The organism is Abiotrophia sp. (assembly GCF_057275535.1).
Genome location: NZ_DBHIRJ010000002.1, coordinates 118,528 through 131,311, shown reverse-complemented (window position 1 = coordinate 131,311; position 12,784 = coordinate 118,528). Strand labels below are relative to the sequence as shown.

Sequence of the window (12,784 nt, the reverse complement as noted above, 5' to 3'; positions counted from 1 at the left end):
TTAGGACCGAAATTTGAGCGGAAGGCTATTAATCCAACCACAACTCGGAATCGCTTACATCAACTATTTAGTGGAAAAGTATTTTACCTGGGTCCATTCCATGGTAAAATGGACTGTATGCTTATGAGAGAGGAGGCGCCCAGATGCGAGATGGACAGGAACAAGACTGGCAAATGACCCCTATCGGGGGCGCTAGTGGTGATGCCTATATGGGCGTTAAGAATAATGAACGCGTCTTCTTCAAGCGCAACTCCTCGCCTTTTATTGCTGCCCTATCAGCCCAAGGGATTACGCCTAAGCTCATGTGGACCCAGCGGACCTATTCAGGAGATCTCCTGGTGGCCCAAGAATGGAAGGATGGCCACTTGTTGAGCCGGGAGGACATGGGCCAAGAAAAGGTTATTCAATTAATCCGTTCCATTCATCAATCTGACTACCTGCTCATGATGCTCAAGCGCAGTGAAGACCAACTCTTCTATCCCTTGGACTTTATTGCCCTCTACCGTAAGGATTTGCCAGCAGCCCTCTGTCAGCATCACTTCTTCAATGAAGTCATTCATTCTCTGGAAGATGCCTTGGATGACGACTTCTATAATGTTAACTACTGTGTCTGCCATGGGGATTTGCATCACCTTAATTTCTTGGAGGCGGAAGATGGCCAGCTCTATCTAGTAGACTGGGAGAATGTCCGCATTGCCGATCCGCTTAGCGACCTTAGCCGCCTACTCTGTGAGTATTACCGGCCTAGCGAGTGGACTCAATGGCTGAAGACCTATGGCTTGCGCTTCGATGCTACTACCTACAAACGAGTCCAGTGGTATAGCCAGATTAACTGTCTACTCATTATCAAACACTATTATCAAGAGAATCGCTTCGATCGTATGAATGAGCTGGTCCTACTCTTGAAGTCTATCTACCAAGGGGCGCAAGCTGATAAGCGTCGCCTCGCCTATCAACCAAAGGAGTTTTTCTAAGTTATGAGATTACGTCATAAACCTTGGGCCCAGGATAAACTGGATGCCCATCCTCAGTATGTGCCTCAGCAGGCGGAGACACTCCGTGGCCAGTGGCAGACCCGTTTCGCCAAGGAACAGCCCATTCATATCGAAGTGGGTTCCGGTAAGGGGCGCTTTATCGTGGAGATGGCTAAGCGCCACCCTGAAATTAACTACATCAGCATTGAGATTCAAACCAGTGTCATTGTGACGGTCTTGGAACATCAAATCCGGGAAGACTTGCCTAACTTGCAAATCCTTCACGCCGATGGCCGTAACCTCAACCAGTACTTCGCGCCTGGCGAAGTGTCCCTGGTTTACCTCAACTTCAGCGATCCTTGGCCTAAGAAAAAGCATGCCAAGCGTCGTCTGACCTCGCCTGACTTTCTGGCTCAATACCAAGAGATTCTGGTGCCAGAAGGGGAGATTCACTTCAAGACCGACAACCAAGGGCTCTTCGAGTATTCCTTGGCTAGCATGTCCCAGTATGGCCTCTACTTCAAGCAGGTCTGGTTAGACTTGCACCAGTCGGACTTCCCTGATAATGTCATGACCGAATATGAGGAGAAATTCTCTTCGCGTGGCCACCGTATTTATCGCATGGAAGCGAAATTTAGAAAATAAGCCCTTAGGGCAGGAAGGTGACTTCCTGTCCTTTTTGAATGGGCCTGGCTAGTTTGGATTAAGCGTGTCTCTATACAAGGCCTGATAAATTTGGTATAATAGCGTTATCAAAAGCAACCGGAGGCGGTATTATGGTAAAAGATAATCCATTAGAAATCGAAAACATCGAAGACGAAGAATTGGCCGCACAAGACCATGCGGATGGTCATTGTGGTGTAGGGTGCTGCAGCACCTCCTTCCACGTAGTTGATTCTGAAGAAGCCTTCCAAGAACTTCTTCGGGGTTTGCAAGACGAAGGTTCATTCTAATCTTGCAAGACCCTGAGGCCCTTGGGGCCTCTTTTTTCGTAGAGAGGGAGGAGAAAGTGTATGGATGAACTGGTCTTGTTAAAGGAACTCATTGCCATTGGCCTGGCGGGTGTCTTCTATTCTAAGGATGTCTTCGACACCGAACGCTATGAGCGGATTCAAGTCATTGCCAAGGAACTAATTGCCCAGAGGTCTAATTTGACTCGGGAGCAGCTGGATCTGGGCTTTGATGGCGAATATGGCTATCAGACGCCTAAGGTCGATACCCGAGCGGTGGTCTGGCGAGATGGAAAGATTCTGTTAGTTCAGGAAGCCGATGGGCGCTGGGCCCTGCCAGGTGGCTGGATGGACGTGACGGAGACCTTGACTTCTAATGCTCTCAAGGAGCTTTGGGAGGAGGCTGGTGTCGTCGGGCAGGCTAAGCGTCTGATTATGATCCAAGACCGTAATCTGCATAATCCAGGTCATAGTCCTTTAACTATTCTCAAGTGCTTCATCGAGTGTGACTACCAGACTCAAAACTTCCAAGCCAATGTCGAGACCCAGGCAGCGGAATTTTTCGCTCCGGATGACTTGCCGGAACTCTTTGAAGCCAAAAGCTCCTACCAACAAATCGCACTCTGCCACGAGGCTTATCAGGCGGGTGAGCGTTGGCAGGTGTTAATCGATTGATTTTTGAGCATTCGAACATTTAATTTGTTCGATTTCCGACCGATTCGTGTTACAATAAAGGCAAGCAACAAAGCAAAGGAGATATGCGCATGTTTAATGAAAAAGACTTACTCGCCGTCAATACCTTACGGACCCTGAGTGTAGACCAAATTGAGGCTGCTAATTCAGGTCACCCAGGTTTACCAATGGGGGCGGCACCGATGGCTTATGCCTTGTGGGCAGGCCACTTGAATGTTAACGCTAAGGATTCTGGCTGGCTCAACCGCGACCGTTTTATCCTCAGTGCAGGCCACGGTTCAGCCTTACTATACAGCCTGTTGCATACTGCTGGCTTTGATGTAAGCATTGATGACTTGAAGAACTTCCGCCAATTAGGCAGCAAGACCCCTGGTCACCCAGAAGTGGGTCACACGCATGGGGTAGAAGCGACTTCTGGTCCTTTAGGTCAAGGGATTGCGACAGCTGTCGGCATGGCCATGGCTGAAGCTCACTTAGGTGCAACCTACAACACGCCTGACTTCCCAGTGATCGACCACTACACCTATGCCCTCTGTGGTGACGGGGACTTAATGGAAGGGGTAGCCTATGAAGCCTGCTCCTTAGCCGGTAAGCTCCAATTAGGTAAATTAGTAGTGCTCTACGATTCTAACGATATTTCCTTGGATGGGGACTTATCGCAAGCCTTCGTAGAAAATGTCAAAGACCGTTTTGGAGCACAAGGCTGGCACTATCTCCGCGTGGAAGACGGTAACGACTTGAATGCTATTTCCGCTGCCATTGAAGCAGCTAAGGCGCACACTAGCCAACCAACTATTATCGAAATCAAGACCGTCATCGGCTTTGGTTCTAAGAACGAAGGGACGGCTAAGGTTCACGGGGCGCCTTTAGGTTCAGAAGATTGGGCAGCAACCAAGGCTAAATACGGCTGGAACTATCCTGCCTTCACTGTACCAGAAGAAGCCGCACAACTTTTCGCTGAAAAAGTTCAAGCGCGTGGTGCCAAAGCCAATGAGGCTTGGAACCAGTTATTCGAAGCTTACAAGGCTGCTCACCCTGAAAAGGCTGCTGCCTTAGTGGCTGCCTTCCAAGGTAAATTGCCAGAAGGCTATGATGCGGGCCTGAAACTAGTTGGTCCAGAAACAGCGGCTGACGCAAGCCGTAACTCAAGCTTCAAGGCCATCCAAGCCTTAGGCCAAGGCGTGCCTTTCCTATGGGGTGGCTCTGCTGACTTATCTGGTTCTAACAAGACCATGAACAGCCAAGAGCAAGACTTCATGCCTGACAACTACGCAGGCCGCAACATCTGGTTTGGGGTACGTGAGTTCGGCATGGCAGCTGCCATGAACGGTGTAGCCCTCCATGGTGGGTCTAAGATTTACGGTGGGACCTTCTTCGTCTTCACTGACTACCTCAAGGCTGCTGTACGTTTGGCTGCTTTATCTCAATTGCCAGTTATCTATGTCATGACACATGACTCGATTGCAGTTGGGGAAGACGGCCCAACCCACGAACCAATTGAACAATTGGCTGCCTTCCGTGCCTTACCTAACCTCAACGTCTTCCGTCCAGCAGACGTTAACGAGACTTACGTTGCTTGGAAAGTGGCATTGGAAGAACAAACGCGTCCAAGTATGTTAGTCTTAACGCGTCAAAACTTGCCAGTCTTGGCCAACAGCCAATCCTTGGCAGAAGAAGGCGTACGCAAAGGGGCTTACGTGGTATCCCCAGCTCAAGGTCAAGTGCCTGCTGGTTTACTCCTGGCTTCTGGTTCTGAAGTAGCCTTAGCGGTCGCAGCTCAAGCTAAATTACGTGAAGAACACGGTGTGGATGTATCCGTTGTATCCTTCCCAGCCTTCAACCGCTTCGACGAGCAAGACGCAGCTTACAAGGAATCTGTCTTGCCAAATGCTGTTCGCAACCGTCTGTCTGTTGAAATGGCCTCAACCTTCGGTTGGCAAAAATATGTCGGCTTAGACGGCGTCACGGTGGGGATTGATGGCTTCGGGGCATCAGGTCCAGCTGACCAAGTTATGGCTCAATTCGGCTTCACAGTAGAAAACGTGGTGGCACGTTACTTAGAAGCTTTCGGTAAATAAGCTAAAAAATAAGAGGGTTGGAAGATAACTTCCAGCCCTTTTTTCTATGGCTAAGTTAGGCAGGCGAGAGGGGGCCATAAGTGTGCATTTTAGCGCACATTTTTGGTGATTGGAGTTGTTTCAAAGGGGCGTCATCGGGTATAATAGAAGGGAGTAGCTTAAGAAGGGGGATACTACTATGCGCGAATATGAACGAATGATTTCTGGGCAAGCTTATGATCCGTCAGACATGGAGTTGCGTCAATTGGGCAATAAGGGGCGCTTGGCGATGGAGCGCTATAACGCCTTGTCGCGGACGGAAAAGGAAGCTCGTTATCAGATTCTCAAGGAGACCTTCGCGGCAATTGGCCAGCGTTGTCATATTGAGTCTCCCTTCTATGTGGACTATGGGTGCAATATCTCAGTGGGCGAGCATTTCTACGCCAACTTTGATTGTATTATGCTGGACGTGGCGCCGATTACCATTGGCCGCAATGTTATGTTTGGGCCTCGGGTTAGCCTCTATACGGCGACCCATCCCCTGGATGCTGGGGTCCGCAACCGCGTGATTGAATTGGCTAAGCCCATCACCATTGGCGATGAGTGCTGGCTAGGTGGCAATGTAGTGGTCAATCCTGGTGTCACCATTGGCCCTCGCACGGTCGTAGCCTCAGGCTCGGTTGTCACCAAGGATCTACCGGCTGATGTGCTAGCAGCAGGCAACCCAGCCCGTATTATCCGAACCTTAGGTCAGGAGGAACGCCTGCATTGGGAGGCGGTCGAGGCTAACTACTTTGCTAGCAAAGCAGCAGAGGAGGGGAATCGTGATTAAAAAACTCCGCGGTCGTTTTACTACTGGGCGGGCCCTGGTGACGACCCTCCTGATTCTGATTCAGCTAGTCTGGTTTGCCACGGTCTTTCTCAACATCATCGATTACTCCTTGGTACTGGACGCACTCTTGCGGGTCTTCACGGTCATCATGACCCTATATCTGATTCGTAAGAACGAGAACCCGGCTTATCGCATGAGCTGGATTATCTTAATGGGACTTTTGCCTATCTTCGGTGGCCTCTTCTATGCCCTCTTCGGTAACAAGCGGCCTAGCCGACGCATGGCAGCCCAGGTAGCCAACCAGGTAGCCAAGGATTACGGCCAAGCTGTGTCAGGGGCTTATCCGCACTTGTTAGAGCAGGATTCCCGGCTGGCTAGCCTCAGCTATTATATTGAACAGACTTCTAATTTGCCGGTTTATGGTGATACCCAAGTGGATTACTACGCCGCGGGTGAGTTGGCCTTGGAGCCTCTTTTGGAGGCTTTGCGGTCGGCGGAACGCTATATATTGCTTGAATTTTTCATTATGAATCCAGGCCTCTTCATGGATCAGGTCTTCGAAGTCTTAGCGCAAAAGGCTGACCAAGGAGTGGAGGTTCGGGTGATCTATGATGACTTTGGTTGCTTGACCACCCTGCCTAGCGACTTTGTCGCGCAAATGGAGGCCATCGGTATTAAGTGCCTGCAGTTCAATCCCTTTACGCCGGTGATTTCGCTGGCCGTTAACAACCGCGACCACCGTAAGATTGTGGTCGTCGACGGCAAGGTGGGCTTTACAGGTGGCATGAATCTAGCCGATGAATATATTAATGAAATCGAACGTTTTGGCTATTGGAAGGATAACCTGATCCGCCTAGAAGGGCCAGGTGTCTGGAGTCTGGCCACCCTCTTCCTGGATATGTGGAATGCCTTCTATCCTAAGAAGGACATTAACTATGAGACCTTCAAGGATGACGAGCTGGCGGAGCAGGCGGTAAGGCTGGCCAATCCTGCTCAGGGCTTTGTCCAAGTATATGGCGACACGCCTTTGGATAATGAGCCTCTAGGGGAGAATGTCTATCGTGATATACTCAATATTGCCCAGGATTATGTCTATATCTATACGCCTTATCTGGTTATTTCCTATGAATTGCAGACGGCTATGACCCTGGCGGCGAGACGTGGGGTGGATGTGCGTCTTATGACACCGGGTATTCCGGATAAGAAGATGGTCTTCCGCATGACCCGTTCTTACTATCGTCCCTTGATTGAAGCAGGGGTTAAGATTTATGAATTCAGCCCTGGCTTCCTCCATGCCAAGACCTTTGTGGCGGACGATCGTCTGGCCAGTGTGGGAACTATTAACCTGGACTACCGCTCCCTCTATCTGCACTTTGAGTTGAGCGCCATGTTATACAATCATCCAGTTATTCCAACTATCAAGGCGGATTTCCTGGCAAGCCAAGCCCAAGCCCGCCAAATCACCCTGGCAGATACCCGTAATACCTTGACTGGTATGCTATGGGATGCTGTCTTACGGATTGTTGCACCATTTGTATAAAATAAGTCAAAAATTATTGTTGAAGAGGACGGATTTGACATGTCAGACCAAGAACAAGTAAGCAAGCAAGATCCAATTAAAGATTCAGAAGAGACTAGTCCAGGCCCTGCCCAAGACCCAGCCGCTCTGCGAAAACGGGCAACCCGGACAGGCTTGACCCTCTTAGCAGGGACTATAGCAGTGCTAGTGCTAGCCTGGGTGGCTTTCCCTCTTATTCGTGGGGGTTCAAGCCAGAGCATCCAAGCAGCCGAGAGCGCCATTCAGGACCTCTACCTCAGTCCGCAACGAGACTTCCTAGCTCAAGATATCTCAGCTAGTAAGCTAGAGGCGGCTAAGTCTAAGGTGCAAGCCCTAGGCGGATGGTCAGGTTACCGACTGATGCAGGACTACCAGGCAGCCGAAGCCCGTTACCAAGCCATTAAAGCCCTGAGTCAGCTCTATGATAGCGACCAGGCCCTCATTCAAGGTAGCCAGGTCAACCACAAGGCCAAACTAGCTGAGGGTGTGACGGCTGAGACAGTTAAATCCGTGGCTGGCAACGAATCGGTGACTAAGGTTGGCAAGCAAGATGCCCTAGGCCAAGCCATCCAGGAGTTGATTGCGGAGGCCGACCAAGTCTTTACTTTGAAAGATAAGGTGACGGCGGCGATTAGCGACTTGTCCTTGGGGACGACCGTCGACCAAGCGACGGTGGACACTAACGTGGCAACTCTTCAGGCCATCGAGCAAGATATCCAAAAGATTGAGGCTCATACCGATGCCCAGGACTTGAGCGACCAACTCAAAGACAAGGCTAAGGACTTCGCCAAGGCAGTAGCTAAAAATGCCACCGACGATAACTTATCCAAGGAAAGCATAGAGGCTCTCTGGTCTTGTGCTAGCCTAGCAGACGGCTTGTCAGGCTCTGCCATTGACCACCGTAAACTGATCAGTCTAACTTTTGACGATGGTCCTAACCCAGAAGTGACAGAGAAGTTACTGGCAGTCTTAGATAAGCACCAGGTGAAGGCCACCTTCTTCATGATGGGGGGCTTCGTCGAGAAGTATCCTGAGATTGCCCGTAAGGTGCGAGATGCCGGCCACCAAATCGGCAACCACACCTATACCCACCCGGACATGGCCAAGGAGTCAGATGAAGGGGTTAAGAAGCAAATTCAATACGCCCAAGAAGCCATTCAAGAAGCGACGGGTGTTACACCAACCCTCTATCGCCTACCATTCGGGAGTGGGGGTAAGCGGGTAGTAGACCTCCTACAACCTATGACGTCGATTGTCTGGAACGTGGATTCCGAAGACTGGAAGAGCCACGACAAGGACATGATTATCGAGCAGGTCTTGAGCCACTTGCAACCTAAGTCAGTGATTCTCATGCACGATACCCACATCTCAACGGTGGAAGCCATTGATGTCCTCATTCCTATCTTCAAGGAGAAGGGCTATCACTTCGTCATGCCACAGCAGAACGATCTAGGTTATTACTATTACTAAGCCAAAGGACCGGAAGGTAGTTTCCGGTCCTTTTCTTGTGCTGACTTAAGCACAACTTGCTTCGTCCCGCTAGGCAAGCTAGCGCAAGTTTGTGTATAATGGAGAAGAGTTAGCATGTCTAGACCTCGCATATTTGAATTTAACACTATAGGAGTTACCACTATGAAACGTGATGTACGTGAGACCGTCATGAAGCATGTCTTCTTGATTTCGGCATTGATCTCGGTCTTATCTATTATCCTGATTTTTTACTTTATCTTCTCCGGCGGTCTGCCCTTCATTCTGCGGCAGGGAGTCTGGGAATTCCTGACCGGGACCAACTGGCGGCCAACGGCCAGTCAGCCTGAGTTTGGCATTCTACCCATGATTGTCGGATCCCTAATTGTCACAGGAGGCGCCATCCTGATTGGGGTGCCCATTGGGGTGCTGACGGCCGTCTACATGGTCTTCTATTGTCCAGAGCGTTACTATCGCTATGCCAAGTCGGCCATTAACCTGATGGCAGCCATTCCTTCCATTGTCTATGGTTTCTTCGCCCTCCAAATCTTCGTGCCTTTCTTCCGGATTATGGGTCGGTCGGGCATGAACATGGTGACAGCCTCGCTCCTGCTAGGCATTATGATTCTGCCCACTATTATTGGCTTGTCGGAATCAGCCATTCGTAATGTCCCTAAGTCCTATTATCAAGGGGCCATCGGCCTGGGCACTACCCACGAGGGGGCCATCCTCACCGTCGTGGTGCCAGCTGCTAAAAACGGTATTCTGTCGGCGGTCATCCTAGGGATTGGCCGGGCCATTGGGGAAACCATGGCCGTCATCCTGGTGGCGGGGAACCAACCACGTATTCCAACAGAACTCAACCAAGGGGTTCGGACCTTGACGACCAACATCGTCATGGAAATGGCCTACGCGACCGGCCAACACCGGGAAGCCTTAATCGCCACAGCCGTGGTGCTCTTCGTCTTCATTCTGATTATTAACCTCTTCTTCACCCGGGTTAAAAACAAAGGGGGTAAACGCTAATGTCTAAGCTTACTTGGGTTAAGTGGCTGATCTATGCTTCGGCTGCCTTCACCTTGGGCATGTTAGCCTTCATTGTAGGTTTTATTGTCTGGAACGGGCTTGGTGCCTTGACGCCTAGTCTTTTCGCTTGGGACTACACGACGGACAACCTGTCCTTGACGCCCGCTTTAATTTCGACCTTGATTACGGTCGGCCTGTCGCTGGCTATTGCCACCCCCATTGGTGTCTTTACCGGCTTTTACCTAGTAGAGTACGCTGACCGCAAATCACGCGTAGTCAAAGTCATTCGTCTGGCTACGGACACCTTGGCAGCCGTGCCGTCCATTGTTTATGGCTTGTTCGGGATGCTCTTCTTCGTTATCTACTTACGATTCCAGTTTTCGCTCTTGGCCGGGATTCTAACCATTGTCATTATGGTCCTGCCTATTATTATTTCGGCGACGGAAGAAGGTCTACTCCAGGTCGATAATTCCCTGCGTATGGGGAGTTTGGCCCTGGGCGCCGGTAAATTACGGACTATTTTTACGGTAGTTCTGCCAGTGGCCATGCCAGCCATTCTGCAAGGGGTCATTCTGGCCGTTGGGCGGATTGTCGGGGAGACGGCCGCCTTGCTCTTTACCCTGGGGTCGGCGACCGGTCTACCTTCTAGCCTCATGTCCAGTTCTCGGACCCTGTCCCTACACATGTACGTGCTCTCGTCAGAAGGGCTTCACCTTAAGGAAGCTTACGCGACCGGGACCGTCATTATTCTCTTAGTACTAGCAATTAACGGCTTATCGAGCTACATTGGGCGTCGCTTAAGCCGAGGAGGAAATTAAGATGACTCAGCCATACAAGTTTAATGTTACCAATCTCAATCTCTATTATGGAGATTTTCATGCCCTCAAAAATGTCAATATGCAACTGGAAGACAAGGTCGTGACCAGCTTTATCGGACCATCTGGTTGCGGCAAGTCCACCTTCCTTAAGACCCTCAACCGCATGCAGGACTTGGTGCCTAGCGCCCGCGTAGAAGGCTTGATTGAGCTAGACGGCAAGAATATCTATAGTAAGAACTATGATGTCACCCAACTGCGTAAGCAAGTGGGCATGGTCTTCCAGCAACCTAACCCTTTCCCTAAGTCTATCTATGACAATATCGCCTACGGGCCACGTACTCACGGTATTAAGGACAGCCAAGTCCTAGATGAAATCGTCGAGAACAGCCTTAAGGGGGCGGCTATCTGGGATATGGTTAAGGACAAGCTCCATTCCAATGCCACTGAATTATCAGGGGGGCAACAACAACGGATTTGTATTGCCAGAGCCATTGCTAATGACCCTGAAGTCCTACTTATGGACGAGCCGACTTCAGCCCTGGACCCTATTTCGACCAACAAAATCGAAGACTTGATTCAGGAACTCAAGGACCGCTACGCCATCGTGATTGTCACCCACAACATGCAACAGGCGGCCCGCATTTCGGACAAGACGGCCTTCTTCCTATCAGGGGAAGTTGTGGAATTTGGCGACACGGCTCAAATCTTTACCGATCCACACGATCAACGGACCAATGACTACATCTCAGGCCGCTTCGGCTAATCTAGAGGAGGTATGACCTATGCGTAATAACTATGTTCAAGAATTAGAAGCCTTACACAACAAGCTCTTAGGCCTAGGCAAGGCGGCTGAAACTTCAGTCAACAAGGCCACCCAAGCCTATATCGAAAGTGACACCGAGTTAGCTCACGAAGTCTTCAGTGATGACCTGAGAATCAACGCGACAACGGCTGAAATCGAAAAAGATACTCACAAGATTATTGCCTTGCAACAACCTGTGGCCCAAGACTTGCGTATGCTCTTCGCCGTTCTCCATGTCAGCATCGACCTGGAGCGTATTGCTGACCACGCGGTTTCTATCGGGACTATTGCCCTGCGCAATCAAGATCACGACGAAGAAAGCCAGACGGTTAAGGGCTACCTAGCCCGCATGGCGCAAGTGGCCGAGAAGATGATTGCGGACGCCTTGGATAGCTACATCACTCGTGACGCTAAAAAGGCCCGTAAGGTGGCTCTCATGGACGAGGAAATTGATGAATTGCTGGAGGCAGTCTATCGCGATACAGCTGAGCGCATGGAGCGTAAACGGGAGTTGATCCCAGCCGGAATTGACTATTTGGGTGTGGCAGGCAGCTTGGAGCGTATTGGCGACTATGTGACCAACATTTGCGAGCGGGTAGTCTTCCTCAATACGGGCGAAATCGTCGAGCTCAACTAGGAGGCTAGTAGATCATGTTTATGCAAAAGAAATGGGGGAGCCGGCGCCTTAAGTGGGCGTTGGCGACTCTAGTGACTGGGCTTGTAGCGGGCGCCCTTGGGCCATTTGGCTTGGTGGCAGCTGCTGCTAGCTCGGTCAGCGGCCAGCCCATTATTGTGGTCAGCCGGGAAGCCGGGTCTGGGACGCGCCAGGCCTTTGTGGAATTGGCTAAAGTCCAAGATGCCAAAGGCGACGACAATATCACGGTGGAAGCCGATGTCCTTAATACGACGGGCGGCGTCCTCCAGGTGGTGGCAGGAAACCCGGCGGCTATTGGCTATATTTCCTTTGGTTCCCTCAATGACAGCATCCAGGCCCTGAGCTTGGATGGGGTGGCGATCAGTGCTGAGGCAGTGCGTGACGGTTCCTATCCGCTAGCCCGGCCCTTTAACTTGGCTTGGAAAGAAGAGGGGCTGAGCGATCTGGGTCAAGACTTCATGTCCTTCGTCTTCTCGCGTGAGGGGCAGGCCATGGTGGAAAGCGCCGGCTATATCAGCCCCGGCAGCAAGGCGACTTGGCAGGAGCAGGCGGCCGGCAGCTATGACTACAGTTCGGGTGGACACAAGGGCCAGCTGAGCTTAGTTGGGTCAACTTCCCTGACGCCGGTCATTGAAAAGCTAGCCGAGCGTTACGAGAAGCTCAATCCTGGCGTTAAGATTAACGTGACCTCCAACGGGTCGACTGCTGGCTTCACTGCCGCTCTGGATGGCACCGCCGATATCGGCATGCTGTCACGGGAGTTGACTACTAGCGAGGCTAGCCAGGTCGGGCACGCCACCTTTGCCTTGGATGGCATCGTGGTGGTAGTCAACCCGGCTCAGAGCCAGCTAAAAAACCTGACACTGACCGAATTACAAGCCATTTTCAGTGGCCAGAAAACTCATTGGTAAGATAAAAAAGCGGCTAGGATTGTATCCTAGCCGCTTTTTGG

The 12,784-nt window shown here is 50.9% G+C and carries 13 protein-coding genes; all 13 read left to right on the top strand.

What is annotated here, in order from left to right:
• The first annotated feature begins 143 nt into the window (after window positions 1-143).
• The 13 genes from ACO53F_RS02025 to ACO53F_RS01965 all read left to right on the top strand — a co-directional run bounded on the left by ACO53F_RS02025 (window position 144) and on the right by ACO53F_RS01965 (window position 12,743).
• Window positions 144-974 carry a phosphotransferase family protein gene (locus ACO53F_RS02025; RefSeq protein WP_485137119.1) on the top strand — a complete coding sequence of 277 codons (831 nt, stop codon included), beginning with the start codon at window positions 144-146 and terminating at the stop codon, window positions 972-974.
• A gap of 3 nt (window positions 975-977) precedes the next feature.
• Window positions 978-1,619, top strand: coding sequence for a tRNA (guanosine(46)-N7)-methyltransferase TrmB (gene trmB, locus ACO53F_RS02020; protein WP_023391358.1), 642 nt, complete (start codon window positions 978-980; stop codon window positions 1,617-1,619).
• 131 nt (window positions 1,620-1,750) lie between these two features.
• Window positions 1,751-1,927 carry a hypothetical protein gene (locus ACO53F_RS02015; protein ID WP_023391357.1) on the top strand — a complete coding sequence of 59 codons (177 nt, stop codon included), beginning with the start codon at window positions 1,751-1,753 and terminating at the stop codon, window positions 1,925-1,927.
• A 60-nt stretch (window positions 1,928-1,987) separates the two neighbouring features.
• The gene (locus tag ACO53F_RS02010; protein WP_268442376.1) at window positions 1,988-2,599 is read left to right on the top strand and encodes an NUDIX hydrolase; all 612 of its coding nucleotides are present in this window, start codon (window positions 1,988-1,990) and stop codon (window positions 2,597-2,599) included.
• Between the two features lie 89 nt (window positions 2,600-2,688).
• Entirely contained in the window at window positions 2,689-4,695 is a 2,007-nt protein-coding gene (gene tkt, locus ACO53F_RS02005; RefSeq protein ID WP_485137118.1) for a transketolase, read from the top strand.
• 178 nt (window positions 4,696-4,873) lie between these two features.
• Entirely contained in the window at window positions 4,874-5,506 is a 633-nt protein-coding gene (locus tag ACO53F_RS02000) for a sugar O-acetyltransferase (RefSeq protein WP_485137117.1), read from the top strand.
• Window positions 5,499-7,046: a cardiolipin synthase gene (gene cls, locus ACO53F_RS01995; RefSeq protein WP_485137116.1), complete on the top strand. Its 1,548-nt coding sequence runs from the start codon at window positions 5,499-5,501 to the stop codon at window positions 7,044-7,046. Before ACO53F_RS02000 ends, cls begins: the two co-directional genes overlap by 8 nt.
• Before the next feature lie 39 nt (window positions 7,047-7,085).
• Window positions 7,086-8,534, top strand: a complete 1,449-nt coding sequence (locus ACO53F_RS01990; RefSeq protein ID WP_485137115.1) for a polysaccharide deacetylase family protein — start codon at window positions 7,086-7,088, stop codon at window positions 8,532-8,534.
• Window positions 8,535-8,696: 162 nt separating this feature from the next.
• Window positions 8,697-9,557, top strand: coding sequence for a phosphate ABC transporter permease subunit PstC (gene pstC / locus ACO53F_RS01985; protein WP_485137114.1), 861 nt, complete (start codon window positions 8,697-8,699; stop codon window positions 9,555-9,557).
• On the top strand, window positions 9,557-10,375 hold the full coding sequence (gene pstA, locus ACO53F_RS01980) for a phosphate ABC transporter permease PstA (RefSeq protein ID WP_070756363.1): 819 nt from the start codon (window positions 9,557-9,559) through the stop codon (window positions 10,373-10,375). Before pstC ends, pstA begins: the two co-directional genes overlap by 1 nt.
• A gap of 1 nt (window position 10,376) precedes the next feature.
• The gene (pstB, locus tag ACO53F_RS01975) at window positions 10,377-11,138 is read left to right on the top strand and encodes a phosphate ABC transporter ATP-binding protein PstB (RefSeq protein WP_070756364.1); all 762 of its coding nucleotides are present in this window, start codon (window positions 10,377-10,379) and stop codon (window positions 11,136-11,138) included.
• A 19-nt stretch (window positions 11,139-11,157) separates the two neighbouring features.
• Entirely contained in the window at window positions 11,158-11,814 is a 657-nt protein-coding gene (gene phoU, locus ACO53F_RS01970) for a phosphate signaling complex protein PhoU (protein ID WP_291428214.1), read from the top strand.
• A 20-nt stretch (window positions 11,815-11,834) separates the two neighbouring features.
• Window positions 11,835-12,743, top strand: coding sequence for a substrate-binding domain-containing protein (locus tag ACO53F_RS01965; protein WP_485137190.1), 909 nt, complete (start codon window positions 11,835-11,837; stop codon window positions 12,741-12,743).
• Window positions 12,744-12,784: the final 41 nt, after the last annotated feature.

What these genes read in the sequence shown, in the direction of transcription:
- ACO53F_RS02025 (WP_485137119.1), top strand. Translation starts at nt 144, where the DNA reads ATGCGAGATGGACAGGAACAAGACTGGCAAATGACCCCTATCGGGGGC.
- trmB (WP_023391358.1), top strand. Translation starts at nt 978, where the DNA reads ATGAGATTACGTCATAAACCTTGGGCCCAGGATAAACTGGATGCCCAT.
- ACO53F_RS02015 (WP_023391357.1), top strand. Translation starts at nt 1,751, where the DNA reads ATGGTAAAAGATAATCCATTAGAAATCGAAAACATCGAAGACGAAGAA.
- ACO53F_RS02010 (WP_268442376.1), top strand. Translation starts at nt 1,988, where the DNA reads ATGGATGAACTGGTCTTGTTAAAGGAACTCATTGCCATTGGCCTGGCG.
- tkt (WP_485137118.1), top strand. Translation starts at nt 2,689, where the DNA reads ATGTTTAATGAAAAAGACTTACTCGCCGTCAATACCTTACGGACCCTG.
- ACO53F_RS02000 (WP_485137117.1), top strand. Translation starts at nt 4,874, where the DNA reads ATGCGCGAATATGAACGAATGATTTCTGGGCAAGCTTATGATCCGTCA.
- ACO53F_RS01990 (WP_485137115.1), top strand. Translation starts at nt 7,086, where the DNA reads ATGTCAGACCAAGAACAAGTAAGCAAGCAAGATCCAATTAAAGATTCA.
- pstC (WP_485137114.1), top strand. Translation starts at nt 8,697, where the DNA reads ATGAAACGTGATGTACGTGAGACCGTCATGAAGCATGTCTTCTTGATT.
- pstA (WP_070756363.1), top strand. Translation starts at nt 9,557, where the DNA reads ATGTCTAAGCTTACTTGGGTTAAGTGGCTGATCTATGCTTCGGCTGCC.
- pstB (WP_070756364.1), top strand. Translation starts at nt 10,377, where the DNA reads ATGACTCAGCCATACAAGTTTAATGTTACCAATCTCAATCTCTATTAT.
- phoU (WP_291428214.1), top strand. Translation starts at nt 11,158, where the DNA reads ATGCGTAATAACTATGTTCAAGAATTAGAAGCCTTACACAACAAGCTC.
- ACO53F_RS01965 (WP_485137190.1), top strand. Translation starts at nt 11,835, where the DNA reads ATGCAAAAGAAATGGGGGAGCCGGCGCCTTAAGTGGGCGTTGGCGACT.